21 protein-coding genes are annotated in these 26,876 nt (G+C 67.6%); 10 read left to right on the plus strand and 11 right to left on the minus strand.

The features are described 5' to 3' along the window. Position 1 precedes the first annotated feature (1 nt). The 10 genes from ACFC06_RS02510 to ACFC06_RS02555 all read left to right on the plus strand — a co-directional run bounded on the left by ACFC06_RS02510 (position 2) and on the right by ACFC06_RS02555 (position 10,418). The gene (locus ACFC06_RS02510) at positions 2-1,129 is read left to right on the plus strand and encodes an acyl-CoA dehydrogenase family protein (RefSeq protein ID WP_375927047.1); all 1,128 of its coding nucleotides are present in this window, start codon (positions 2-4) and stop codon (positions 1,127-1,129) included. 44 nt (positions 1,130-1,173) lie between these two features. After that, the gene (locus ACFC06_RS02515) at positions 1,174-1,935 is read left to right on the plus strand and encodes a TauD/TfdA family dioxygenase (protein WP_375927049.1); all 762 of its coding nucleotides are present in this window, start codon (positions 1,174-1,176) and stop codon (positions 1,933-1,935) included. Beyond that, positions 1,932-3,350: an MFS transporter gene (locus ACFC06_RS02520; protein ID WP_375927052.1), complete on the plus strand. Its 1,419-nt coding sequence runs from the start codon at positions 1,932-1,934 to the stop codon at positions 3,348-3,350. The genes ACFC06_RS02515 and ACFC06_RS02520 overlap by 4 nt, the downstream gene beginning before the upstream one ends. Before the next feature lie 32 nt (positions 3,351-3,382). Beyond that, positions 3,383-4,384 carry a ParB/RepB/Spo0J family partition protein gene (locus tag ACFC06_RS02525; RefSeq protein WP_375927055.1) on the plus strand — a complete coding sequence of 334 codons (1,002 nt, stop codon included), beginning with the start codon at positions 3,383-3,385 and terminating at the stop codon, positions 4,382-4,384. Positions 4,385-4,394: 10 nt separating this feature from the next. Next, positions 4,395-5,627, plus strand: a complete 1,233-nt coding sequence (locus tag ACFC06_RS02530) for a cytochrome P450 (protein ID WP_375927058.1) — start codon at positions 4,395-4,397, stop codon at positions 5,625-5,627. Continuing rightward, on the plus strand, positions 5,628-6,455 hold the full coding sequence (locus ACFC06_RS02535; RefSeq protein ID WP_375927061.1) for a phytanoyl-CoA dioxygenase family protein: 828 nt from the start codon (positions 5,628-5,630) through the stop codon (positions 6,453-6,455). A gap of 38 nt (positions 6,456-6,493) precedes the next feature. Beyond that, entirely contained in the window at positions 6,494-7,567 is a 1,074-nt protein-coding gene (locus tag ACFC06_RS02540) for a zinc-binding dehydrogenase (protein ID WP_375927064.1), read from the plus strand. A 1-nt stretch (position 7,568) separates the two neighbouring features. Then, complete coding sequence (gene mce, locus ACFC06_RS02545; protein WP_375927066.1) at positions 7,569-7,991, plus strand: methylmalonyl-CoA epimerase; 423 nt, start codon at positions 7,569-7,571, stop codon at positions 7,989-7,991. A gap of 4 nt (positions 7,992-7,995) precedes the next feature. Beyond that, on the plus strand, positions 7,996-9,318 hold the full coding sequence (gene ccrA / locus ACFC06_RS02550; RefSeq protein WP_375927069.1) for a crotonyl-CoA carboxylase/reductase: 1,323 nt from the start codon (positions 7,996-7,998) through the stop codon (positions 9,316-9,318). A gap of 398 nt (positions 9,319-9,716) precedes the next feature. Then, positions 9,717-10,418 (plus strand): GAF and ANTAR domain-containing protein, encoded by a 702-nt coding sequence (locus tag ACFC06_RS02555; RefSeq protein WP_375927072.1) that lies wholly within the window; start codon positions 9,717-9,719, stop codon positions 10,416-10,418. Here ACFC06_RS02555 and ACFC06_RS02560 read toward each other — a convergent pair. From ACFC06_RS02560 to ACFC06_RS02610, 11 genes are all read right to left on the minus strand, one after another. Continuing rightward, on the minus strand, positions 10,403-13,033 hold the full coding sequence (locus tag ACFC06_RS02560; protein WP_375927075.1) for an HAD family hydrolase: 2,631 nt from the start codon (positions 13,031-13,033) through the stop codon (positions 10,403-10,405). The genes ACFC06_RS02555 and ACFC06_RS02560 overlap by 16 nt on opposite strands. Continuing rightward, positions 13,030-14,193, minus strand: a complete 1,164-nt coding sequence (locus ACFC06_RS02565) for a GNAT family N-acetyltransferase (RefSeq protein ID WP_375927078.1) — start codon at positions 14,191-14,193, stop codon at positions 13,030-13,032. Before ACFC06_RS02565 ends, ACFC06_RS02560 begins: the two co-directional genes overlap by 4 nt. Before the next feature lie 3 nt (positions 14,194-14,196). After that, positions 14,197-15,042, minus strand: a complete 846-nt coding sequence (locus tag ACFC06_RS02570) for a family 16 glycosylhydrolase (protein ID WP_375927081.1) — start codon at positions 15,040-15,042, stop codon at positions 14,197-14,199. After that, on the minus strand, positions 15,039-16,061 hold the full coding sequence (locus ACFC06_RS02575) for a beta-propeller fold lactonase family protein (RefSeq protein ID WP_375927084.1): 1,023 nt from the start codon (positions 16,059-16,061) through the stop codon (positions 15,039-15,041). Before ACFC06_RS02575 ends, ACFC06_RS02570 begins: the two co-directional genes overlap by 4 nt. After that, complete coding sequence (locus ACFC06_RS02580; protein WP_375927087.1) at positions 16,054-16,953, minus strand: GNAT family N-acetyltransferase; 900 nt, start codon at positions 16,951-16,953, stop codon at positions 16,054-16,056. Before ACFC06_RS02580 ends, ACFC06_RS02575 begins: the two co-directional genes overlap by 8 nt. A gap of 200 nt (positions 16,954-17,153) precedes the next feature. Next, complete coding sequence (locus tag ACFC06_RS02585; protein WP_375927090.1) at positions 17,154-18,128, minus strand: NAD-dependent epimerase/dehydratase family protein; 975 nt, start codon at positions 18,126-18,128, stop codon at positions 17,154-17,156. A 2-nt stretch (positions 18,129-18,130) separates the two neighbouring features. Beyond that, positions 18,131-18,964 carry a polysaccharide deacetylase family protein gene (locus ACFC06_RS02590; protein WP_375927093.1) on the minus strand — a complete coding sequence of 278 codons (834 nt, stop codon included), beginning with the start codon at positions 18,962-18,964 and terminating at the stop codon, positions 18,131-18,133. Further along, on the minus strand, positions 18,961-19,374 hold the full coding sequence (locus ACFC06_RS02595; RefSeq protein WP_375927095.1) for a hypothetical protein: 414 nt from the start codon (positions 19,372-19,374) through the stop codon (positions 18,961-18,963). The genes ACFC06_RS02590 and ACFC06_RS02595 overlap by 4 nt, the downstream gene beginning before the upstream one ends. Before the next feature lie 2 nt (positions 19,375-19,376). Continuing rightward, positions 19,377-24,641 carry a glycosyltransferase gene (locus tag ACFC06_RS02600; protein WP_375927098.1) on the minus strand — a complete coding sequence of 1,755 codons (5,265 nt, stop codon included), beginning with the start codon at positions 24,639-24,641 and terminating at the stop codon, positions 19,377-19,379. After that, a complete protein-coding gene (locus ACFC06_RS02605; protein WP_375927100.1) occupies positions 24,638-25,999 on the minus strand; it encodes a glycosyltransferase in 1,362 nt (453 codons plus the stop codon). The genes ACFC06_RS02600 and ACFC06_RS02605 overlap by 4 nt, the downstream gene beginning before the upstream one ends. After that, a complete protein-coding gene (locus ACFC06_RS02610; RefSeq protein WP_375927102.1) occupies positions 25,996-26,814 on the minus strand; it encodes a glycosyltransferase family 2 protein in 819 nt (272 codons plus the stop codon). Before ACFC06_RS02610 ends, ACFC06_RS02605 begins: the two co-directional genes overlap by 4 nt. Positions 26,815-26,876 lie beyond the last annotated feature (62 nt).

Below are 26,876 nucleotides of genomic sequence, written 5' to 3' on the forward strand. Positions count from 1 at the left end.
CATGACAACGGAAACGGATACCGCACTCGTCGAACAGGCGCGCGCCATCGCCGTGCTCGCGGGCAGGCAGGCCGAGAAGGCCGAAGCGACGCGTTCGCCCGACCCGCAGGTCATCGAGGCGATCCGCGTGGGCGGTTTCGCACGCCATTTCGTGCCCGCGCGATACGGCGGGAACGAGGGCTCGTTCGCCGCGCTGAAGCGGGCGGGAGTTCTCGTCGGTTCGGAATGCCCGGCCAGCGCCTGGTGCGCGGTCGTCGCGGCACTGATGGTCCGTGGCGCCGGATGCCTACCGGCTGAAGGTCGGGCGCAGGTGTGGGCCGGTGGACCGGACACGCTCATCGCGGGCGGCATCGCGCCCCGAGGTACCGCGATTCCGGTCGACGGCGGCTGGTCGCTGTCGGGTACCTGGCCGTCGGTGACGGCGGTGGAGTACTCCGACTGGGTACTGCTGGCGGCGCAGGTACCGATCGACGGCGATCGACACAGCAGACTCTTCGTCGTGCCGCGGTCGGCGGTCACCGTCGCAGGTACCTGGGACGACATCGGCATGCGGGCGACGGGCAGCCACACCGTCGTCGTCGACGCGGTGCCCGTCGCGGCGACCATGAGCTTTCCGTGGAGCAGTTTCGCCGAAATGGATGCGCCCCAGGCCGGCCCGGACGGCCGGGCGGTGCCGCTGGCCGCGGTCAACACCCTCATCTTCTGCCTGCCGATGCTCGGCGCCGCCCGGGGCGCGCTCCGGGAATGGCAGCAGCTCATGCGGACCAAACTGACTGCGAGCGACCGAGAACCCGACTTCGCGTACTACGCCGAGCCCTTCGCGCGCAGTGCGAGCGAGATCGACGCCGCGGAGATGCTCCTCGACCGCGTGGCGCAGGTGGCCGATACGGCGGTGACGGTCGACCGGGACGCCGTCGCACGGAACCAGCGGGACTGCGCGTTCGCGGCGGGCCTGCTCATCGACGCGGTGGACCGGCTCATGCGTATCTCCGGATCGGCCGGGCACAGCGCCGGCGGGGCATTCCAGCGCTTCTGGCGCGATATCCACACCGCCGGCGGACACGCGGCGCTGCAATTCGGCCGGGCGGCAACGCCCTTCGCACGAGCGCAGCTGACCGGCGCCAACTGAGCGAAGCATCGATTCCAACGCAATTCTCGGTAAGGGACAAGACCATGGTTACGAAAGTCGATATGCGGCAGCTCGCCACGCGGGCACGATGTAGTCGCGGGTCGTCGACATATCTGGACACGCTGACACACTGCGGATTCGCCGTGCTGGAGCCCGACGACACAGCGCAGCTGTCCCTGGAGGACATCATGGCTCCACTCGGTGCGCCGGTGGCCTACGGATACGGTACGAAACTCGTTCAGCAACAGCGCCGCGACACCGACAACTCCCAGTTCCGGACCGGTGCCATCCCGATGCACGTCGACGGCTACTTCAACGCCACCCCTGTCAGCTATGTCGGGCTGGAATGCCTGGAAGCACCCGACAGCGGTGGCGAGACATTGATCGCGAGCAATGCCGCCTTCTTCGCGGCCGCCCCCGTCGAGCTGGTGGAAATGCTGCGGGGAATCGACATCGAGTACTGGTCGAAGGTCTCCGGCTTCTACGCGGAGCGGGCGGGCGGCAATCCGGTCGTCGCGCCGATCCAGGTGGACCCGGTCACCGGTGGTGACGCGCTGTGTGTCGGGCTCGACTATCCGGAGGACCCGAGCCGCAACTTCGGTGCCGCGGTCGTCGGCTACACGCGCGCCGAGAGCACGGCGCTGTTCGCCCGGCTCGCCGATCTGCTCCACCGTCCCGACGTCATGTACACGCACCGATGGCAGGTCGGTCAAGTCCTGATCATGGACAACCGTCGCGTCGTGCACGCCCGGGCAGCGTACGCCGCCGACGCGCCCCGGAAACTCGTGCGGATCTCCGTGGCATGAGTGTCGCCGTAGGGAATTCGTCCACCGCCCCCGATCGGCCGCTGCGCTCGCGGCTCGTGTTGGCCATCCTGCTCACCTGCCAGTTGATGATCATTCTCGACGTCACGGTGATGAACGTGGCGCTGCCCGCCATACGCGCCGACCTGGGGTTCAGCGCCGTCGGACTGTCCTGGGTCCTCGACGCGTACACCCTCGCCTTCGGCGGCTTGCTGCTGCTGGGTGGTCGTCTGGGTGATCTGTGCGGGCGCCGCCGGATGTTCCTTGTCGGGGTCGGCATCTTCACCGTGGCTTCGCTGCTGGGCGGAGCGGCCCTCGCGCCCGGCTGGTTGCTGGCCGCCCGGGCCGCGCAGGGTGTCGGCGCTGCCCTGGCCGGACCCAACGCGCTGGCACTGCTGACCACCCTCTTCACCGAGCCGAAGGAGCGAATGCGCGCGCTGGCACTGTATTCCGGCATGGCGGGCGCGGGATTCGCGATCGGGCTGATCGTCGGTGGGGCACTGACCGAATGGTTCGGTTGGCGCGCGGGACTGCTCATCAACGTGCCGTTGGGCGGCGCGGCCGTGCTCGCGGCACTGCGATATCTGCCCGATGTCCCGCGGCGACCGGCCCGCCCGGACCTCCCGGGCGCGGTTCTCGCCACGACCGGTGTCGGAGCCCTGGTCTACGGATTCATCAGTGCCGCGGCCCACGGATGGCGGGATACGGCAACCGATCTCGCCTTGGTGGCGGGGGTGCTCCTGCTGGTGGCCTTCCTCGTCGTCGAGCGAAGAGCAGCGCAACCGTTGCTGCCGCTCGGCCTGTTCGCCGACCGCAACCGCGCCGTCGCCTACTTCAACATCGTGGTCGGCTACATGGGCAGCATGTCGATGTTCTTCTTCCTGACGCTGTACCTGCAGGATGTGCATCACATGAGTGCGCTGGCAACGGGTGTCGCGTTCCTGCCGACGGCGGTGCTGATGTTCGCGATGATGCGGCTCGTGCCGCGGCTCCTGCCGCGGTTCGGACCGAAACCGGTGACCATGGCCGGGTCCGCGTCGATGGTCGCCGGCATGGTCGTCCTCACCCAGCTCACCACCGGGACCCCCTATTTCCCCATGGTGTTCGCGGCCGCGGTCCTGATGGGCGTGGGTGTGGGGCTGGCGTTGATGCCGCTGAGCGTGATCATCATGACCGATGTGCCCGCGGAGGTGGCGGGCGCGGCGGGCGGAGCCATGCAGACCGCGCAGCAGACCGGCACCGCGCTCGGCCTGGCGATTCTGGTGTCGGTCTTCGGCACCGGCGCCCGGGGCGTGGCCGGACCGGCCGAACACGCCCTCGTAGCAGGAGTCACCGCCGCCTTCGCTGCCGCGGCCGTCATGGCGGCGATGACGTTCGCGGGGGCATCCGCGTTTCGACGGACCGAACCCAGGATTTGACCGCACTATTTGATCGGGGCACGTGGACAGAAATGGATTCGCTCGATTGTCAACCCACTGCGCAGCTCGGAGAGAATGCCGGTAGCCATGAATGTTTTTCGGAGATCGGAGTCGTCCTCAGCAAGCCGGAGAAGATCGCCATCGCACTACTCCAGGAGGAGAATTCGGTTCGGGTAGAAGGCGAGGACCCGGAACATATCGCCCGGCTGGCAGCGGTCGAGACTCCGCTGCCCGCGATCATCGTGTGCCGCCGATCCATGCGGGTGATCGACGGAATGCACCGGGTGGCCGCGATTCGCCTACGCGGACACACCGAGATCGACGCTATGTTCTTCGACGGCACGGAATCGGAAGCGTTCGCGCTGAGTGTCAAGGCGAATGTGAGTCACGGCCTACCACTGTCTGCCGCGGACCGCCGGTCGGTGGCGAAACGCATGCTGACGACGAATCCGGAGTGGTCGGACCGTGCGATCGCGAAGTGCGCCGGATTGTCGGCCGGGGTCGTCGCCTCGATCCGGCGCGGCATGGAGAACGGCGGTGTGACACCGCGCGTCCGGGTCGGGCGCGACGGCCGCGCCAGACCGCTGGACCCGGAGCAGGGGCGGCGCCGCGCAGCCCAGCTCCTCCAGGAGAAGCCGAACGCTTCTCTCCGGGAGATCGCGCGCGCTGCCGGCATCTCGCCCACCACAGCGCGCGCGGTCCGCGCCCAGTTCGAACTGGGCGGAAGCCCCCAGATGGACCGCGTGGTTCGGCGGGAACAACGCAGCACGATCACCGGCGATTCCGCCCAGCCATCGGCCGCCGCGCTCAGCGCGCTGCAACGTGATCCGTCGTTGCGGCTCACCGAATCAGGCCGAATGCTGTTGCGGCTGCTGAGCGGCCGCTCGATGGAGCCGCGCGAATGGGAAGAGATGATCGCCGGAATTCCACCACACCAGGTGGAATTGATCGCCCGGATGGCGCGCGCGTATGCCTCGGACTGGAGCAGGTTCGCAGATCGCTTGGCAGCCCGCAAGAACTTCGACGTAGCTTAGGTGTTCACTGATGATTTCAGATTCCATCCATCGCCTGGGTGTGGAATTCCTGCAGGATCCACACACTGTCTATCGTCGGCTGAACGACGAGGGGCCGCTTCACCGGGTCGAATTCGCGAACGGCATGCAGGCCTGGTTGGTCACCGGGTACGACCTCGCCAAAGAGGCCCTGCTCGACGAGCGCCTCAGCAAGGACATCTACGGGCCTTCGGGTGACGCGACCCAGGCCGCAGGGAAATTCCTGCCCCGCCTGGACCCGCCGGTGAACAAGCACCTCCTCTACGCCGATCCGCCGCGGCACACCCGGCTGCGGAAGATCGCCATGAAGGCACTCTCCGGCCGAGCGGTGAACGACTTCACTCCACGCCTGCGCGCGATCGCCGACGAACTGCTCGATCGCGCGGTCGTCCACGAAACCGTGGATCTGCTGGGTGCGTACGCATACCCGTTCGCGGTCACCGCGATCTGTGAGCTCATCGGCATCTCCGCAGCCGGTCGCGCGGAACACCAGGAGTGGCTCGATATCCAGGTGTCGACTGCGTCGGCCGACGAGAAGAACGCTGCGGCCGCGAAGTTCGACGCCTACGTTCGTCGTCTCATCGCCGACCGTGCCGGGGGCGGCGCAGATCTCATTTCCGAGCTGATGGTGCCTGATGCCGATGGTGACCGTCTCGACGACGGTGAGATCGTGGCGATGGTGAACGCCCTGCTGCTCGGTAGCCAGGAGACCACCGCCGGCCTGATCGGCAATGCGGTTCTCGAACTGGTACGGCGGCCCGGCTTCGCGGCCGAGCTGGGAGCGGACCCGGCTCTGCTGACGGCCTTCATCGAGGAGACACTCCGGTTCGAGGGGTCAGGGAACATCGCGACCTACCGGTTGGCGACCGAACCCATCCAGTGGGGTGGCCGGACCGTCGACACCGGAGACATCGTGCTGGTGGGGGTCGCGGGTGCCAATCGGGACGTGGCCCGCTTCGACACACCCGATGAACTGGACCTCGACCGGCCCGATAAAGCGCATCTGTCTTTCGGATACGGCATTCACCGCTGCGCCGGTGCCGCATTGGCCCGCAAGGAAGCCTTCATCGCACTGTCTGCGCTGATCGAGAGATATCCCGGCATCGCTCTCGCTGACGACGCCGCCGACCTGCGATGGAAATCGAGCCTCATCACTCGCGGGTTGGTAGCACTGCCGGTTCGGCTGGGTACCACCGAATCCGGTTCTGCTTCGACGAAAGGTTGAATGAAGATGCTACTGACCGATGCACAAGTAGATTCATACCGCGACAACGGATTTCTCGTGCTGAACTCGGTGTTCGGCACGGACGAGGTCGACGCCATCCGCGCGGCCATGGCGCGGGACAGCCGGTCCGAAGGGCCGCACCGGATCATGCAGCCGCACTCCGGGGAACTGTCGACGCTGTATGCGTCGCATCAGCGAGTCGCCGAATTCGGCAACTTGATTCGCGCACCGCGTCTGCTGACTCCCGCACAGACACTGTTGGGTGGTGACGTCTACCTCTATCAGCTGAAGATCAATGTGAAAGAAGCCTTCGGAGGCGGCAAAGTCGCGTGGCACCAAGACTTCGCAGCCTGGCGGATCGTTGATGAACTCCCCACTCCCGACCTGGTCAATGTCGCCTTGCTGCTCGATGAGGCCACCGAGTTCAACGGTCCGTTGATCTTCATTCCCGGCTCCCACACCTCGGGCACGCTGAGAGCCGACAAGAATGATTCGGCGGCGCCCGCACCTCACCTTGATCCCGACGACATCGCGTTGCGCCCACCGCATATCGCCGAATTGGTCGACGAGCGCGGCATGATCAGCGTGCAGGCGCCGGCCGGATCGCTGGTGCTCTTCTCACCGCAGATCGTGCACGGTTCGGTGCCCAACATGTCTCCGACGCCCCGTCGGCTGCTGATCGCCACCTACAACCGGTGCGTGAATCTGCCCCGCACCAGCCATCCGCGGCCCAACTACCTGGTGAACGACGACACGACCGCGTTGAGCGCGGTCGGCGACGATTTCCTCACCGCGCCGGTCCAGCAGACCGCTGGGAGTGCGCGGTGACGACTCCGGCCAAAGCGGTTGTCCTCGAGGAATTCTCGATGGAACCCGTGCTGCGCGAATTCCCCGTGCCCGAGCCGGGTGCTGGACAGCTACTCGTGTCCTGCTCCTACGGTGGCATCTGCGGCACCGACCTCCACCTGCAACAAGGGCACCTCCCGATTCCGCTTCCGATCGTGCTCGGACACGAGGGACTCGGTGTCGTAGCCGCTCTGGGTTCGGGCACAGTCGTGGACGCCCTGGGCGAGCCCATCACGGTCGGGGACCGGGTCATGTGGGCGTCCTCGATCGCCTGCGGCACCTGTATCCCGTGCCGTCAGTACCGGGAGCCGACGCTGTGCGCAGCGCGCGTCACCTACGGTGTGAACCGGACCGCGACCGAACCGGCCCCGCTCGCCGGCGCGTGGGCCGAATGCATCCTCCTGCAGCCCGGTACCACGGTGGTGAAGATCCCCGATCACATCGACGATCTCACTGCCATGGCGTTCGCCTGTGCCGGCCCGACGATGATCCACGCACTGTACGAACGACGTCCGGTGCGTCTGGGCGAAACGGTGGTCGTCCAGGGTTGCGGGCCGGTGGGTTTGGCCGCGGCGGCGTTGGCCACTCTCGCCGGTGCGCGGCACGTGGTTGTCGTGGGTGGCCCACAATCCCGGCTCGATCGCGCCGCAGCCTGTGGCATCGGTGACGTGCACGTCGACATCGTCGGCCAGGATCCCGCGGTGGCGCTGGGGCAGGTTCGTGACCACCTGCCGGAGCAGGGCGCGGATCTCGTCATCGAGTGCACCGGGGTGCCCTCGGCGATACCGCAGGGGATCGGCTTGGCGCGGCGCGGTGGCGCATACCTGATCGTCGGTCAATACACCGATGCCGGTCCCGTGGAGATCAATCCGCATCACATCGTCCGGCAGCAACTCGACGTGATGGGCTCGTGGGCCTTCTCGGGTGCGCACCTGGTCGAGTACGTGCGCATGCTTCCGGCGATCGCCGCCCGGTTCGATGTGGGGTCTCTGGTGACCGAATACCCGATCGAGGAATATTCGGCGGCAATGGATTCGGTGCGGACGGGCGGGGTGCTCAAGGCCGTCCTGTCCGCGAAAGGTAGCGGGTACTGAGATGTTCACCAGGCTCGATCACGTCGGAATAGCATGCCACGACCTGGATCGTGCGGTCCGGTTCTATCGCACGACCTTCGGCCTCGACGTCTGTCACCGGGAAACCAACGAGGACCAAGGCGTCGTCGAGGCGATGCTGCGATTGAACGGAACCGATGACGGCGCGGCCACCTACCTGCAATTGCTGGCGCCGACCCGGCCGGACTCGCCGGTCGGCAAGTTCCTGCACCGGAATGGTGAAGGAATCCACCACCTCGCCTTCGGCACCCCGAATGTGGACCGGGAGGTCGCCGACCTGCAGGCCGCGGGAACGACAGTGCTGTTCACCCCACCACGGCCCGCATCGATGGGATCGCGAGCGACCTTCCTCCACCCGCGCGAATGCGGCGGTGTGCTGGTCGAAATCGTGACGAAGAAAGGATGACGAAATGGACCCGCTCGCCGAAGCCGTAGTGTCCGGTGCCTCCCCCGAAGTTCTCGAACGAACCCCCGTGCCCGCCGAGTACACTGCCGCGCATCTGCGCATCGAGGATGTCGGCATCTTCGCCGGTGATTCGGAGCGAGACGTTCGGAAATCGATCCATGTCGGACCTGTGCCCATGCCGGAACTCGCTCCGGACGAAGTCCTCCTCGGTGTCATGGCAGCCGGGATGAACTACAACACGATCTGGTCGGCGAAATTCGAGCCGATCCCGAGTTTCGACTTCCTGCGCTACTACGGAAAACAGGGTGGTTGGGCCGCGCGGCATGATCAGCCGTATCACGTACTGGGTTCGGACGCGGCGGGCGTCATCGTGCGGGTCGGTGCCGGCGTGCGCAATTGGCGAGTCGGAGACCACGTGGTGGTGGCGACGGCCCATGTCGACGATCAGGACCCGCTCACCCACGCCGACGGCATGATGGGCGCCGAACAGCGTGCCTGGGGTTTCGAGACCAATTTCGGCGGCCTGGCACGTTACGCCGTTGTCCGGGCGAGTCAGTTGCTGCCCAAAGCCGCCCATCTGTCCTGGGAGGAGGCGGCCTGCAACCCGCTGTGTGCCGCCACGGCCTACCGCATGCTGGTCAGCGAGCACGGCGCCAATATGCGTCAGGGCGACACCGTGCTCATCTGGGGCGCGGTCGGTGGACTCGGCGGATACGCGGTGCAATTCGTGCGCAACGGCGGCGGCATCCCGATCGGTATCGTCGGCTCGGCCGAGAAGGCCGAGATCGCGCGCAGGCTCGGCTGTGAGCTGGTGATCGACCGGCGCGAGATCGGGGAGATATCAGCCGACCCGGACGCCACCGTGCGTGCCGGAAAGAGACTCGGCGCGATCATCCGGCGCGAGATCGGAGAGGACCCGCGGATCGTCTTCGAGCACGTCGGACGCGACACCTTCGGAATCTCGGTGTATGTGGCGGCGCGCGGCGGGACGATCGTCACCTGCGGGTCGAGTACGGGCTACGCGCACAATTTCGACAACCGCTACCTGTGGATGCGGTTGAAGCGGATCATCGGCAGCCACGGCGCGAATCTCCACGAACAGTGGCAGACCAATCGACTCATCCAACGTGGTCGAGTGGCACCGATGCTGTCGGGAACGTACCCGCTGGAACAGGTCGGTGAAGCCGCACGGGCGATCCAGAACAACGAGCACATCGGCAAGATCGGAATCCGCTGCCTCGCGGACGCACCGGGACTCGGCGTCACCGATCCCGACTTTCGATCGAGGGTCGGCGCCGACCAGGTCACGCCCCTGATGGCGAGCTAGCGGTCGGTCGGCACGTTGGAGTCCAGCGCTCTCGCGAGACCGGCGCCATCTCCGACGGCGTTGCCCGACGTGCCTACCGGCGTCTGGACCACCTCGACGAGGTCGGCCTGCTCGGTGCCGACCCTGCTGCTCAGTACTGCGTCTGGTCGCCGACGCGGACGTCACGACTCACTGAACACCTACGAGGAAGCCGGCGCGGGTCGGCCGTTCCGGCTGTGCGGTCGGGTGCAGCCGATCTGCACGGCGCTGGAACCACTGATAGCGGTGATCGGATGGTCACCTGGCGCCGGGGGCACGTACGACCGGGGAGGTTACCAGCGGCCTGGGTGTAATAGTGCGGTTGCGCTGACCGATGGTAACGATGAAGTAGCTGACATTGCGAGTTGAAGGTGCGGGGCGTGAATGACACGGAATCGTTCATCGGAGTCTTGTCGCGTTTCGCCCGGTTACCGGTGACCAAAGACGACGTCAACGCGATGTTGACCGATTTGACCGACATCGTGACCGTGCTACTCGACCTGGCGGGAGCAGGAGTCATTTTGGCTGTCGATGGGCAGTTGCGCCACGTCACCGCGACCCCCGGCCCGGCTGTCGAGCTGGAGCGGTATCAGGAGCGGTTTCGGTCAGGACCGTGTTGTGTTGCCCACGAGACGCATGAGACGGTGTCGGTCACCGATGTCCGTGAACACGCCGTGCGCTGGCCCGGCTACTCGAACGCTGCGCGCCGTGTCGGGATCGCCGCGGTGGCCGCCATCCCCATCGCCCACGCCGCCGAACGGGTCGGTGTGCTCGATTTGTACGCCGCCGAGCCGCGGCGATGGTCGGGCGCCGACATCGAGGCAGCACAGGTTCTGGCCGATATCGCCGGCGGGTACCTGGTCAATTCCGCCGTCCAGCACCGTCAGCAGCAGCTCACCGAGCAACTCCAGCGCGCACTGGACGCGCGAATCGTGATCGAGCAGGCAAAAGGCATCCTCGCCAACCAGCACTCCATCGACATGGATCAGGCGTTCGCGCTGATCCGCAACCACGCCCGCAGCCACCACGTCACCGTGCAGGCGGTGGCCAAGGCGATCGTCGAGCTTCACCTGCGATTGTGAGCGGCAGTCGTCGCGATCAGGGCTGCCGTGCGTGCGGCCAGTCCACGCATGCCGTCCTCCCGGAGCGCGAGCACCCTGCACAGCAGTGAGGTCCTGGCCTGGAGATCGGGCAGACGGCACACCGGGCAGCTGCCGGGCCGGTGCCCGAGCAGCGAGGAACACGCTTCGGCGAGACCTGCTTGATAGGAACTCCGGGTCAGCGGAATCGCTGCGCCGCGCACCCGGAGGTCGGCGTTGCGGGGCGCGCGTGCGAGCGTGGCCGCGGCGAAGACCGGCAGATCCTCGGCGGTGTCGCCGACCGCGAACGCGAGATCACCGCCCAGCCGAGCCGACAGTGCGCGCATACCCGTGGCTTTGTCGATCCCGCTCGGGACGAAGTCCGTTTGACCCGCACCGACGACGACGCGAACCGCGGGGCCCGTCGTCGTCACGATCGCGCGGGTAAGTTCCGCCGGGAGCGGGCCACGCCGTGACCGGGCGCGCACCCCGTAGCGATAGCGCCGGTCGATCTCGATGCCGTCGGATGTCTCGAGACAGCGGCGAACCGCGCGCATTGCCTGGGCGGCGGTGCGGTCCCTCAGATCGACGCACTGCCGAGTTCGCTGGTCGTAGAGCACGGCGCCGTACTCCGCGACCGCGCCGGCGAGCCCGAATTGCCTGCACCTGGCCACCGCTTCGGGCAGGCTGCGCCCGGTCACCACGACCGGCCGATACCCGTGCACACGGAGAGCGCGCAAGCTGAGCGCGCCCGCGGGCGTTGTACACGGAAATCCGAGGGGATCGGTCTCCAGAACACCATCGAGATCGATGGCACAGATCGGCGCCGCGGGGCTGCCGTCAGTCGACCGGGGCAGTGCGATGACGGTGGACAGATAGTCGTGTACGGCCTCCGCGCATCGATCCTCGATGTCGGTCTCGGACAGCTCACCGGCACGGCCGAGACCCCACAACTGGGTGAGCCGGTACAACAACCACTTCTCCTGGTCGACCGCTTCGCCGGTCTGAGCGAGATAGGCCTGGCGCAGTCGGGACTCGAACAGGGCGGACGGGGGGTCGGCGGCGGCCCCCGCGAGGTCGCAGATCGCGTCATAGCAGGTCATCTCGAGATTGCTGAAGGAGAACTGGTGAAAGTCGACCTTGCGCAATGGTCCGTCCCGCTCGGACCGCAGCCAGTATCGGGCGTCGGTGTGACCGTCGGGGATGCTGGCGGTGTCCACCCGCAGCAGGTTCCGCACCACGCGATCCATGATCTGGGTTTGTCCGGCAGGAGCGAGGCGGCCGAACTGTCGGCTCAGCAGCCCGGAGGCCACCTCCCAGGCGGGCCTGCGCCCACGCATGCTGGTGGCCCGGTCGGTGTCGACCTGCAGTGCGCGCTGCCGGTCGACCACATAGCGTGCGATCTGCTCGGCCGCCGCGATTTCGCCGGGTCGGTCGACGCCCGATATCCAGTCTCGGTAGAGCAAGCCGTCGACGAGCCCGTAGACGTGGGGGACGTGCCCGGGCACCGCTGTCGCCACAGCCGAAGCATGTCGTCCGAAGTAGCCCAGGCCCGCGCCTTCCACGGCGATATCGCGGTGCGTCGTGCCGCTGCCGGTCGTGATCTCCACGGCGTACCGCTCCCGGACCCTGGCTCGGCTGTGGATATGGGTCTCCGGCTGGTGCCGGGCCACCACGGTGTGTCCGGGGCCGAGCAGTTCGGTCAGCGTCGCACCGACGGCCTCTTCGGTGAGCCGCTGGTGCACACTCCACTGCGACCACGGCAGCGTGATCGTGTGCCGGCGTCGGATCACACTCGGCGACTCGGTGTCAGCCGATGCCAGCAGGAAGACGATCGAGCGCGAGGGCACTCCGAGCCTTTCGAGGGCTCGCCCTGTCCTGGCCAGCGCGGTCCCGGTCACCGGCGGATCATCGATCACCGCGATCGTGCCACCCGCCGCGACCACGGCGCGCAGCTGGACGGTCTCGACGCGCCGCCACGGCCGACCCGGCCGGTAGGTACACACCGACACTGCCGTCGAACCGGCCAGCTCCAGCGCGGCGGCGCACAGCGGCGCCAGATAGCTTCCCGAGGTTCGAACGCCCACGACACAGATCGGTGTCGTGCGATCGGGCGTGCGTTTCAGTAACCGGTGGGCGAGTTCGACGACATCGTCCGGGTGCTGGTCGAAGCTACGGAAGCAGGTGGGAACTCGCAGAATGTCACTGGGCAGCCAGCGGATACTCGGCAGGCCCGCGGTGAATCCGCTGGACAGGGCGGGGTCGGTGACAGTGGGATCGAGGACAGCGTGTCCGCATCGGATCGACGCCTCACCGAGGACCGCGCGTAGCCGCAGCAGCGTGCCGGCGTCGCGGCCGACGGCGAACGGGCGCAGCACCCGAGCCGCGGTGCGTGCCAGAGCGGCCGCGCGGTGGGATCCGGCGCCGTCGTCGAGGAATTCCGCGCCGCGATGCAGTTGCAACGGGTCGGGGTGGAGGCGATCCTCGACCAGCTGACTCAATCCCGCCGTGAGCAGAAAGGTGTCGAGCCGGTCCCTGTCGATGATCGCCTGGTTCAGCAGGTCGGTGACCGCAGGCGCGGTGCAGAGCAGATCCAGTGGTGCCATCCGCTCGGTCATGGGCGAAGCCGTTCTGTGGGGTGGTCCATCGCCAGCATCCGACGCTCGACGTAGCCGCGTAGTGCGAGGCGTCCGTGGTCGAACCGGCTGAGCGGCACCCGCTCGAAGGCGTACTCGGCGAGCTCCTGACGGGTACCGCCGAGCCGGTCCTTGACGTGGGTGAGCGTCGTGACACCACCCGATTCGCCCATGTCGAAGTAGCGGCACCCGACCCGGCAGGCATGCTCCACAGCCAGGAACTGCATCAGCTCATGGGCGCGCAGCGGCCCGGCGAGCTCGCGGTCGCTGAAGGCGCGCCAGCCGACCCCGACCTCACCATGAAAGACAGCGATCGCCGCGGCGATCGGAGACCCGTCCAGTCGCGCCACCCAGATCCGGCACCGATCACCGAAAGCCGCGGCGACGGTATGGAACCGGCGCGACGGCTCGGCTCGCATCCCCCGTATCCGGGCGACCCGGCGCGGCATCCGACGCTGCAGCGCCCGACGGTCCACCCACCGCAGATACACCGCGTACAAGTCCTCGACCAGCCCGGGGGAACTACCTACCTCGATGACCAGTCCGGCGCTCTCGGCTTTGCGGCGAGCACTGCGAATGCCGGTGCGCGCCTTCGAACTGAGCCGCCGCGACCAGACCTCCGACAACCCACCGCCCAGGTCGAGTACATGGGTCTGCACCGGAATCCGAACCGGGACACGCTGGTTCGCTTCGCCGACCGTCCATGCCCCGTGCCAGGCGGGGGCCGTGGCGAAACCGGGCCGCAGCAGTGTCCGCAGCTCTCGGCCCCCGGCGAGGTCTGCCATGACCACCGCGACATCATCGACATCGGCACCGCCGGGTGCCACGAGGCCGCCCGACCCCCAGCCATGCGGGAGCGAGGCCTGCACGGTCAGCAGTTTCGGGTCGCCCGGCGATCCGGCGACGACGCGCCGCACGAGCGGAAGCACCAGCTGTCTGCCGCCGGGCAGGTCGTAGAGCCTGCTGGCCTCGGTCCAGCCGTCGGATCGGCACACAGCATCCGACCAGGCGGGCAGCTGTGACGGTCCCGCCAGGGGATCCGTGCCGACGATCTCGTTCCATGCCGCGCGTGGTGCGGGACTGGTCACCCGTACCGGTCCGCGTGCTGTCCGCACATCCCACTTCTGTGTCTCGGGCTTCATCGTTCAGTACCGTTCCCCGGGATAGACCCGGACGTAGTCGACGAGCATTCGGGCCGGGAAGCGGGTGTCGCGGTCGGGGGACCCGGGCCACTCACCCCCGACCGCGAGGTTCAGCAACAGATAGAACCGGTGATCGAAGACCCAACCGGGCCCCGCTTCGGCCCGGGTCAGCGTGCGGGTCGCGCGTCCGTCGACCAGCCAGGTGATCCGGTCCGGAGACCACTCGACCGCGTAGGTGTGCCAGTCGGTCACCGACTGTCCGGCCGGAAGCCGGAAGTCGGAACCGAAGTTCAGGCCCGGACCGTGAACGTGTTGCTCCACCGAATCGGTTCGATGGCCCAGCACTTCGACGACATCGATCTCGCCCGCGGCGGGGTGTCCGACCGCTTCTATGTTCTCGCCGAGCATCCAGAAGGCAGGCCAGAGCCCGGTGCCGCCCGGCATCTTGATCCGTGCCTCGAAGGTGCCGTATCGCTGGGCGAAGGCGACACCACGTCGTTGTCGTGTCGTCAGCTTGCCGCTGGTATAGCTGCAGGTTCCGTACCAGCAGGAATGTCCCTCCGATCCGGCGCGGGCTTCGATGACGAGGTGTCCGCTGCCGTCGAGGGCGGTGTTGGCGTCGCGGGTGTAGTACTGCAATTCCTCATTGCCCCAACCGGTTCCGCCGACGTCGGGTTGCCAGATCGATGGATCCGGTGTCGCGCCTGGCGGGCCGTCGAACTCGTCGGCGAATGTCGGCTGGGTCGTCTGGTCGTGGGCAGCGGTGTCATGGCCACACCCGACACCGAGCACGACGACGGCAACCGCGATGCTCAGCCGCGCCGACGTGCAAGGGGCGCGGCCGGTCATTTCGTCACCACCGCGACACCTCGTGGGGTTCGGCCGACGGGTCCGGAGTCGGTCGTTCGAAGTGTGCGGGTGTCGATGGTCGTCACATCGTCGGAATAGATGTTGGCGATGTAGAGCAGGTGGCCGTCTGTGCTCGTCGTCATCTGGGCGGGCGCGGCGCCGGTGCCGATCGGTTCGCCGGTGATCCGCAGGGTCTCGGCGTCGATGACGCGCACATCGTTGGAGTTCTGGCCGGCGACGAAGACCCGCCTGCCGTCGGCGCTGGTGGCGATCCCGGTGGGATAGCGGCCGACCGGGATCGGTTCCCCGACGACCTGCCGGGTCGCGGTGTCGATGACCGAGACGTCGTCGGAGTTGGCATTGGCGACGTAGACGCGACGTCCGTCCGGGCTCACCGCCGCCCGCGTCGGTGCCTTGCCCACGACGATCGGGTTGCCCACGACGGCCAGTGCATCGGTGTCGATCACCCGCACGTCGTTCTGGTACTGGCTGGTGGCGAAGATCCAGCGCCCGTCGGCACTGATGGCCAGACCGCCCGGCGCGTCGCCGATCTTCATCGGTGCCCCGACCATCCGATGAGTGGTGGTGTCATACGCGCGGACATCATCGGTCTCACCGCCGGCGACATAGATGCGGCGTCCGTCCGGACTGACGACGATGCCCGCCGGATAGGTCCCGACCCGGATCGGGTCGCCGAGGGTGCGCCGGGTGGCGAGGTCGACCACCGTGACCACGCTGGCCGTCGGACTGACGACATAGGCGCGGTCGCCGACCGGGCTGGCCACCACGTCGGAGGGGATGGGGCCGACCTCGATCGGGTCCCCGTATCCCTTCCAGGTCGACGCGTCGAGTACGCGCAGGTCGCTGGTCTGCGCGTTGGCGACCAGGACATAGCTCCCCGGTGGCAGGGGATCGTCGGCCGGGTCGGGCGTGCCGCTGCCACAACCTGTTCCGACGGCGACGACGACCATCGCCGACAGTGCGGCGCAGAGGTGGGCGCAGTAGCCGGACCTAGACATCGTGAAAGCCGATCGCTCGTTTGACGCAGTCACGAAGTGCCCGGTCGGCGCGGTACATCGGGACCCGCTCCAGCCAGTACTCGCAGTAGTCGTAGGGCTCGGCGCCGAAGTACTCCTTGAATCGGGCCAATCCGGGCGAGACACCGGACTCTCCCATGTGATAGCTGCGACACCCGTCGCGGCACGCGTTCTCTATCGCCACGGTGTGCAGAAGCCGGTTGGCTGTAGGGAAGGCGCGCGTTTCATCCATGGCCCCGCGGGTGTAGTGCGCGTTCGCACCCCCATGCAGCACGAGGACCGCGGCCACCGGGTGGGCGTCGAACCACGCCACCGATACCCGGCATCCCATGCCGAGTCGCGCGGCGATCGTGGCGAATTTGGTCGCCGGATCCCGATGGCGACCACGGAATCTGGCGAGCCGCACCGGTTCGTGCTGCAGGCGTGCCCATCGATCGAAAGAGCGTTGCAGCAGGGCGTGGAACACCGGAACCAGGCGGCCGGTGGTGTCGGTCTCCACCTCGACCCCGGCCCGCTCGGCGCGCCGGACGGCCGTTCGTGTCGATGCCTTGAACCTGTCGCGCCACACCTGGTCGAATCCGCCGTCCAAGTCCAGGACGTGTGCGCGTGCGGGTACCGCCGTGATCCCGGTTCGTTCCGCGGCGGCCTCGGCCCATGCGGCGGCGTCCAAGGGATTGGGTCGAAAGTGTATCCGCAGCGCGGGCGTCGCGGTCAGATCGTCGAACACCGCGGAGACGAGACCAGCGGTGACGCCGTCGGGCGCGATCAGGCCACCGAACCCCCAGCCCTTGGGCAGGGATTGCAGGATCGCCGACCCGCCGGTCGGATAGGTGCGGCGTACCAGCGGAAGCAGCGCTCGTCGGCCGTCGGGCATCTCGTACAGCCTGCTCGCGTCGCGGTAGCCGCCTGTCGCGATCAGGCAGTCGAGCCATGCCCGCGTCTGGGTGGGCAGGGCGCGCGGATCCGCGCGGTGCAACTGGGTCCACACCGCGCGCGGCACCGCGGTACCGACCGTCACCCGGGGGGCCGGGGAGCCGATGGTGCTCGTCGTCGATGCCATGTGTCCGGCTCCGTTCATGCGGTGGCAGGTGTCGCGCTGTCGCGGCGATCGAGGGTTTCGCGCAACCAGGCGATGGTGTGGTCGATCCCGTCGGTGATCCCGACGTGTGGATCCCAGCCCAACCGCTGGTGCGCCGCGGTGTGGTCGAGAGCGATTGCCTGGACCTCACCGGTTCGCGCCGGTGCGTAGACCGGCGGATCGTCGACGCCCAGTGCGGCGGCGATCATGCGGTGCAAGTCGGTGGTCGTGGTCTGCACCCCGGTGCCGATGTTGAACGTGCCGGTCAGCGTTTCCGGTGCCGCGCCCGCGCTGCGGAAGGCGTCGACGACATCACCGACGTAGACGTAGTCACGGGTGGCGGTGCCGTCGCCGTAGATGGTGCCCGGGTGTCCGCGCAACAACGCGCAGCCGAAGATCGCGACGACGCCGGCCTCGCCCCGCGGATCCTGGCGTGGGCCATAGACATTCGACAAGGCGAGGCTGATCGGTGCCAGCCCGTACATGTCGGCGTACGCGGAGAGGTAGAGCTCCCCGGCGACCTTCGCGGCCGCGTACGGTGAGAGCGGGTGAGGCGGTGCGTCTTCGGCGATCGGCAGGGCGGTGGGTGCGCCGTAGCGCGATCCGCCGGAAGCCGCGAAGACGACGCGGCGAGTGCCTGCCTGCCTGCACGCCTCGGCCACGTTGATAGTGCCCAGCACGTTCGTACCCGCGTCGGAACAGGGGTCACCGACCGATTTGCGGACATCGACCTGGGCGGCGAGGTGGAACACCACATCGGGGGCGATCTCGCCCACGAGCTCGCCGAGGTCGCTTCGCGTGACTCCGGTCTCTGCGAGAGTGAACGTGTCGTGCTGGAAAGCGTTGTCCAGGTTGTCTATTCGACCGGTGGCGAGGTTGTCGATGCCGACGACGGTGTGGCCGTCGGCGAGCAGGCTGTCGACCAGATTCGAGCCGATGAATCCGGCAGCGCCGGTGACGATGGTGCGCATGGTCAGATACCTCCGGGGGATCTCGACGGCTGATCGGGCAGGGTGATGACTCCGCGCGTCGATCGGGGACCGCGCAGTCTGCGGTAGGTTCGCCAGAGTTTGGTTCGCCACGCCTCCGGACGCGGCGCGATATGCGCGTCGCGCCCGGACAACCAGGCCGTCAGCTCGTCGATCGTGGTCGTGGATCGAACAGTGAGCCGGGCCAGCGCGAATCGATCGTCGGCATCGGAACTGAAGGAATCGCCCACCGCGGCCGCGCCGGTGTAGCCCGCCGCGCGTGCCTGGCGGCGGACCCGGGGAGAGTGGAATCCGTGGGGGTAGGCGAAGCTGCGGATCTGCTGTCCTGTCGCGTCCTCGAGCAGGTCCTTGCATCGGTGGATCTCGGCGGCTGCCGCCTGTTCTCGCAGGGTGTCCAGTTGCGGGTGAGTGTGGGTGTGGGCGGCGATCTCGATGTCGTATCCGGTCAGTTCGGCGAGTTGTGACCACGCCAGCATTCGTGCCGGTGGCAGGCACAGCCGGTCGGACAGATGCGGTCCGCGTAGTGCTCCGGTCGTCACGTACAGCGTGCACGGGATGTGACGGGCGGCGAGTACCGGTGCGGCGTCGGCGAAATCGGCGAAGCCGTCGTCGAATGTCACCACCAGGGGCCGCGCGGGCAGTGCCCGCCCCTCACGGAGCGCGTCGGTCAGGGACGCGGCGGTCATCGGCGTGCGCCCGCTGGCGGCCATCAGCTCGACGTGCCGGGCGAAGGTGGGTGGGTCGACAGCGAACGGGGCGATCCACCCCGCCGGATCGGCCGACACGGAATGGTAGAGCAGGATCGGAACGATGATCATGGCCGTGCCGATCGAAGGACCTGAACCGCGGCGGCCGCGGTCGGAACAATCGCCAGCGTCACCAGTCTCGATGTCGTGGAATCGTTGCGTGCCGCCGTGAACGCCACGCTGACCAGCAGGCCGAGGGAGAGACTGAGCGCGATTCCGACCACCCAGACCTCGATGTCCTCGCGCAGTGGCAGCAAGCGCGCGACGGCCAGGCCGGGGCACAGCAACACGAATCCGAAGACGATGAGCGTGCGCAGCATCGAGAGCGGCCCATCAGGGGAGATGGTGTGGACACAGAGCAGCGTGAGCCAGCCGGACCCGGCCAGCAGCCAGGTGACAAGCGGCGTCGTACGCAGGCCGTGTCGTAGGGCCGCGGGATCGGGGAGCCCGTAGCGGGGGAGGTCAGCAAGGATTCGTGTCATGTCTACCGCTCCGGTGCTGGTTGGGTCAGGGTGATCACGACGGCGTGCGTATTCCGGTAGAGCACGGTGAATTTCGGTGACTCCGACAGCGTCTGCTCGATACGCGCCAGCGCGTCGCCCGGCAGGTCACCCGACAGCGTTGTGCCGGCGGCCTGACTGCGGGTGAGGATGAGATAGGAGTGGTGATGGCGGTACGCGGACATCATGTCGCCGAGTTGTGAGATCGGGTCGTCGACGACGGCTCGCCGGTCCTCGGCGTCGAGGGTCGCGAACCACAGGTGGTCGTAGAACTCGAAGTTCTTGAACGCCCAGGGAAAACCACTCGTAGCGCCGACGATCAGTGATCCGCGTGGGGCGATGCCGTAGACGAACTGCGACGCCGCGAGTTCCTCCGGCGCGAAGTAGGACGTCTGCTCCTTGCCGTAGTAGCCGAATCCGAATCCGGTGACCAGCAACAGCAGCACCGCGGGCAGCACCAGCCGACCGAGAAGCCTGCCCCGGCGGCGCTCACCGGGCGCGGCGCTCACCGGGCGCGGGAAGAAGGCGGCCGCTGCGTAGAAGGCGACGAAGGGTAGTCCGAACAGGTACACCCGGAAGACCATCTCGCCGCCGTAGTCGTTGCTGAGGATCAGCGGGAGCGGCGCGATCGCCAGCAGCGGTAACGCGAGTTCTCCGCGAGTGCGGAAGCGGCGGGCGAACCCGACGGCGGCCAGGAGCCAGATCGCCGCACTCAGCGCCCGGTCGACCTCGGCGACGACGCTCTGGCTGCGACTCCCCGCGCTCAGGTCGATGAAGTTCGCCCCGGCGTTCGATTCGGCGTTACCGAAGTTCGCCAGCAGGCCGGAGAGGTTCTCGCTCAGCCAGGGTCCGGCGAAGAGCAGATCCCAGCCGAGAGTCATCGCGACCATGAACACGGTCAGCACGAAGACACGCCGGACGCGGAACACCGCGAGCAAGCCCAGCGCCAAGATGACCATCGGTGCTGTCAATTGATGGGTGGGGACAATGGCCGCCATCATCGGCACGATCGCGAACACGGCGATCATCCGCCGGTCGAGTGCCCGGGACTCGCGGCGCATATACCGCAGGACCAGTGCCACGATCGTGAGGTACAGGAAGTTGGCACATGCTTGCGGGGCGAAGTAGTCCTGGCCCACCCACGCGCCGAGGACATAGATCACGATCGCCGACCAGATCAGGCGCCGGTCGGTGCTGAAGGTCGTGAAGATCAGATACAGCGGGCCGATCAACAGCAGGTTGAACACGGGCGGTGCCCAGGCGGCGTAGCCGAGCGCGGACTCCAGCCCACCGGCTTGCACCAGCATGGCGTTGAGATTGAAGAAACCCGGCCAGAATTGGTACACGGCCAGTTCGTTGAGCGTGGTGTCGACGCCGTTGTGCCGTTGGAAGAAGTCGACGATGCCCACGTGCTTCCACGCCCAGGAATAGCGCAGGGTCTCGTAAACCACGGACGGGGTCGCGTGCAGGATGGCGATCAACACGGCGACATGCGCGGCGAGCAGCCGTGTCGTCGCCGCCGACGTTTGTACCAGCACACCGAAACTCACGAGCAGGACCGCTGTTCCCGCCCAGAAAGTGAACGGGAGCAGCGGCAGCAGACCGTAGTCGCCGATCCGCTCGAGGTCGATGCGGGGCAGCGAGACCGCCCAGAGCGCCGCGGCCACCGTGACGCCGGTGTAGCGCCACACGCCCGCCGATCCGGCGACCTCCGGCCGATCGGGCGTTCGCCGGTGCGCGGTGGTGCCGGTGGCGTAGCCGATCGTGGTCGCCGTGACGCCGAGCATCATCACGATGGCGGTCACGAATCCCCAGAGCCGACCACGCAATCCGGCACCGAAGTAGCGCAACGTGCCACGCGGCACCGTCGAGGTCAGGTAGGACCGTTCGCTTGCCAGTGCGCGATCGGCGCCGGCGAGATGGCTGACTGTCGCCTTGGACCGCCCTTCGGCATAACAGCGCGAGCGGAAGTACGACCAGGTGGTGCGAGTGGCCGGAACGCTGTGCCATACCCGGGCCTCTGGTTCGTACATGAACCGGCCGCCCGGGTGATCGTTCTGCAGCCGGATACACAGTTCGGTCTCTTCGCACCCGAGCGGCCGTGCCCCTACCCGGCCGAGGCCGGTGTGGAATCCGCCGGATTCGACGAGCAGTTCCCGCCGGAACGACATGTTGGCGCCGATCATGTTGCGGACCGCAGCGCGTCCGGTGGACATGCCCCGGTAAGTGCAACCGACGACCCAGTCGAACTCCGCGGGGAACCAGGGCGGCCGGGCGGTGAGCCAGTGCGCGGTGACGAGTCCGCCGACGCCGAGCACGGCGGGGTCGGTGTAGGGAGCACTCAGTTCGGCCAGCCAGTCGGTGTCGGCGTAGGCATCGTCGTCGAGGAAGGCCACGATATCGCCGGTGCTGATCTCGGATCCACTGTTGCGGGCGCCGGACAGACCCCGTGCGTATCGGTTCGGCACCACCCGAACACCGGGCAGTGCGTCGACTGCGCGGGCGAGCATCGAGGGGTTGTGGTCGATGACGACCACGATCTCCGCAGCGGATCGAGACTGCGTCCGGACCGATGCGACCGCTCGAGCCAAACTGTCCCAACGCTCGTCGGTGTAGGAACAGACGACAACCGAGACGGAGAGCTGATCGGATCGTTCTCGCAGCGCCACCGCGGGCGACGTGGCGCGGTCTTGTTCGCTGTCGAAGGTCGCGACAGCTGATCTCTGCGCGATCGGGGCGAATCGGCGGTGTGCCGGTCGGTCGACGACGCCGGCGAGTTCCGCAGCACGCAGTCGGGCGGTGATGGCCGGAGTCTGCTCACCGAAGGCTCGCAGGACCGGTTCGGCGTTGAGCGCCCACCAGACCCGATGCTCGTGGAAGGCACCGCATTTGCGTGACAGCGCCACGACATGATGCAGCCAGGTCAGCAGGATCGCCATCCGCTCGTCGAGTCCTTCGCCGTGCCCTGTTCGGGGATTGCCGCCGGAGTCGAGCAGTCGCCTCTCGTGATCGGCGAGACCGCCCGTGCGCAGCCGCCGAGCCAGCACCGTGCCGAGTTCGCGTTGTTCGACGGTAGCCGTGGTGGTCAGGACCAGGTGGTAGGCATCGAGCAGGCAGAGCCAGTCCGGCCGGGCCCCGCCCCAGTCGATGATGGCGGTGACCCGTCCGGAGTCGATCATGACGTTGCCGCCGTGGAGGTCGCCGTGCGCCCAACCGGCCAGCACCAGGTGACCGGCCAGTGCCGCGCGCAGCGAACGCCTGAGCGTTTCGGCGACGTCGGCCGAGGCGGGGGAGTGCGTCGCGCACAGATCGGTCAGTGTGCGGACCGGTTCGTCGACCCACCGGGTGAGCAGGACCTCGTCGACAGTGACGAAATAGCCTGTCCGGTGGTGCAACTCGCTGATCGAAGCGAGGGCGATCGTCGACAGGGATGCGCACAGGTCCGGGTGTGCGGTCAGGATCGCACCCATGTCTGCTCGCGGATGGAAGGTCTCGATGGATGTCACGCTTTCGGCGTCGTCGGCGAAGGCGAGGATGTGCGGAAGCAGGCACCAGCTGTCGAGCCGGGAATCGGCGGCCAGCGTCGCCAGGATCTCCCGTTGACGGCGCAGATCGGTGGCGGCCAGCGGTGACCGCGCGACTTTCAGCACCGCTGTCGGCATGTCGGAGCCCCGGCCGAGGTAGCCCACCTCGATATCGGTTACCGTCCGGACGCTCCGAGCGGTTGTCCAGGTGTCCGAGGAGGCATCGAGCCGTGCGGCCAGGCGCAACAGTTCGTGATTCCGGTCGCGGGACCGCCGCCGGCGGAGCAACGCTCTCGCGCTGTTCAGGATCCGTCGGGTGTGGGTGGTGTCGGCCGACCTGAGTACGAACAATGCTGCGGCACTGCGCAACCGGAGGGATGTCGGTGCTGTGATCGCATGCTGAGCGGTGTCGGCGAACCACCAGAGGTCGCGACGCGCGAGCAACGCGCAGGCGATGATGGTCTGGCTCAGCAGACAGGCGAGCCCGGCCCCCGCCACCCCGACGACATCCAGCAGCACCCAGGCCAGGCCGACAGTGAGAACGAAGTTCGACGCCTGGATCGAGAGGAGCAGGCGTAACCGGCGATTCGCCCGTGCCGAACTGATCGCCGTGGAGACCAGCAATCCGGGAACGGCGGCGACCGCCAGCAGGCGCAGCACATCGGCGCCCGCGCGGTACTCACTGCCGAAGATGGCGAGAACGATCGGCGCGAGGACGAGCACCGCGGCCACGATCGGCAGCACCAGCTTGGCACCGTGGACCAGGACCTGGTGGACGTTGCGGGCGAACTGGGATGGGTCGGTGGCGGACTCCGCGACGAGGGAGGTGCCGAAATTGGTGTTGATCAGGTGGATGACGTTCGCGATGGCCCAGGCGATGGAGAAATAGGCGGTCGGTACGGGACCGAGCGCGTGGAGAACGAGAATCGGCAGCAGCATCGCCGCGCCGATCGAGCACACCGATCCGACATAGTCGGCGGCCACGAAGCGGGCGAGGTGCGGCATCGGTGGGAGCGTCTCGGTCGTGTCGGCGGTGGCCTTCCGATGCGGGATCGCCCAGAAGAAGAGGTACGCGCCGACCAGGACGACGACAGCTGCCGACGAGACCGTCCACGACGCGAAGATGCCGTAGCGGGGCAGCGCCGCGGCCACGGCCACGACGAGAACCAGCTTCGCCACCGCGAACACGATGTTGGCCAGCGGAACGACGGGGGTACGCCGGAGCCCGACCAGCACACCGTCCTGTAGGACGAAAAGGGTGACCGCGACGGTGCCTGCGACGAACAGAACCTGGGCCCGGTCGTCGGACAGAAAAGTCGTGCCGGGGGCGAGCACCCGCACCGCCAGCACCGAACCCACCGCGACGATCAGCGCAAGGCCCGCGCTCAGCGCGTGCGCCCCCGCGATCAGCGCGGCAGTACGGCGACCCGCCGTCGGCACGAACCGGACCATCGCGCTGGACAGGTTCAACTGCGCGACCGTGGCGGCGAGAACAGCCATCGAGATCGCCGCCGAGTTGCTGCCCACCGACGCGGTGTCGTAGTGCCGCGCGACCAGCGCCCAGAAGGCGAACCCGATCAGCGCTGACAGCCCGGAACTGACCGTGAGGAGCAGGCCGTTGCGCAGCAGCGGCTTTCGCCAGTCCCGGGCGAATCTGTCGATGATCGTCGGTGCGGGCGCCGCGGAATCGGACAGGACCCGCCGACGGGCCGTTCCGATACTCACGGCCGGCCACCCCGGCCGCGCGTGCGCCACCGGCTGACCACGTAGGCCACCGGCCCGAACAGCACACCGCGCTGTTCCAGACGCGCCAGGCCGCCGGGCAGTCCGTCGTAGCGGCCACGATTGCGAGCCGACGCCGCGCCGAAGGTGTAGCCGACTCCGCGGGGCAACCGCCGCACCAGCGCGGGTATCGTCCGCGGTTCGTGGATCAGTGCGCTGGTCAGGAACGCGCCGAGCCCGACACCGTACCCGTAGGCCTGATTGCGCAGGGCGGCCATCTCGCGGTGGTGACGGTGCCACACCACGGCGCTGGGTTGGTACACCAGTTGGTGTCCGGCAACGACAACACGGAAGAAGCCGGCCAGATCGTCACCACCGCGCGCGAACGTCCCGGCACCGATCGCCTGGTCGAAGCCGCCGAGTTCACGCAGGACCGCGGCATCGAAGGCCATGTTGGCACCGGACCCGAAAGCGCCTGCGGTGAAAGGGAACAACGGATCCGCGGGGCGGTTCGGCCCGGTGTCGAAGACACGGAGTTCGAAGCCCTTGTCGAACCCGCCGTGCTGCTCGAGTAACAACTGGGCAGGCGTTTCGAGCTGGGCGGGCAGGATCAGCCCGGTGACGCAAGCGACGTCGGGTCCCGAGGCGAAGCCCTCGGCGATACCGGTGAGCCAGTGGCGGTCGACAACGACATCGTCGTCGACGAATGCCACGATCTCACCACGAGCGGCGGATACTCCTCGGTTGTGCGCTGCCGCGAGACCGCGCCGGTTCTCCCGCACATACCGAACCCTGGCTCCGAAACGGCGGGCGATCGCCGTGGAAGTGGCCTCGGTGGTCGGATCGTTGTCGACGACGACGATTTCGAAGGCCGGGTACTCCATCTGCAGCAGCGCGTCCAGACACTCGCACACACTGTCCGGCCGGTCCCGGGTGGCGACCACCACGGTGATCACGGGGGCATGCAGCAGCAGTTCCTCGTGCCAGCGCTGGCACTGCGCCGACACCACGGGCTCACTGGCCACGTCGTCGAGGTGCGTCGCCCGGGGCAACCCGTCCGCGATCAGGTGTGCGTCGACGGCCTCGCCGACCGCTGCCCAGACCGCAGGCGCATGTTTGTGCCAGGCCGGCCCGAGTTGTCCGTCGAGCACCGCGATCCCGATCGGGTGTCCGTGCAGCCGGAGCAGTGCCAGGATCTTCGCCGGTTGCACCGATGGGTCGGCGAGCGCGAGTTCGCGTCCCGGCATACTCAGTTCGACGTCGACCCGCCCCACCGGAAGATCGGCCTGCTCGATAGTGCGCGCCGCGCCCGCCTCGGTCAGTGCGCGGGGTGGCTCCGGGTGGGTCGTCGCGGCGGTCATGACGAGCCCATCACCGCGTCGGGCGGAGCCGGGTGCCGGTTGAGCGTCGCCTGTACCACTCGGCCGGACAGGCCGGTCCGGTGTCCACGCATCACGGTCCGCAGGACCCGGGTGCCGTCGTGTATCGCGCGCAGGTTCGACTGGCCTGCCCGCCGCGGTAGTTCCAGGCTGGGTACTTCCGCGATCCGTAGCCCGGCCTGCATCGCCCGTACCGTCATTTCGGCCTCGATCTCGAATCCTGTCGCGCAGAGGTTCAAATGCTCGAGATATCGCCGGTGGAACGCGCAGTACCCGTAGCACAAGTCGGTGAGGCGCGTGTGATATATCGCGTTGAATGCCATCAGCAGAAAGCGGTTTCCCCACCGGCGGATCCTGGTGATATCGAGTGAGCCGCCGCCGCCGATGAAACGCGATCCCTTGACGAAATCGTAGCCGTTCTCCAGGAAATGAACATAGTGGGAGATCTCCTGCGGTGACATGCTGCCGTCCGCATCCATCATCACGATCACGTCGCCGGTCGCGGCGAGGAATCCGGCGCGCAATGCGCACCCTTTTCCGATCCCCTGCTGTGACACCACCCTGATGTCGGGCCGTGAGCTGCGGGCGGTGATCAGTGTGGCATCGGTGGAGTCGTCGACCAGGATCACCTCGGTAATACTCTCCGGAATCTGTTCCAGCACCCAGGCGATGTTGCGCGCTTCATTGCGCGCCGGAATCACCAGGCTGACAGCGCTTTTCGGTGGCCTGCTCGACCGATGATCCGGTGGCGGGGCGGATCTGCTGTCGGGGTCGATCGCTGGAGTTCTTTCGATCATGGGACACACCTCATCTGGGAACGCCGGTCGGCTACCGGCGGTCGACGCATTCGGGATCGCAT

This window comes from Nocardia sp. NPDC056064 (assembly GCF_042266925.1).
GTDB lineage: Bacteria > Actinomycetota > Actinomycetes > Mycobacteriales > Mycobacteriaceae > Nocardia.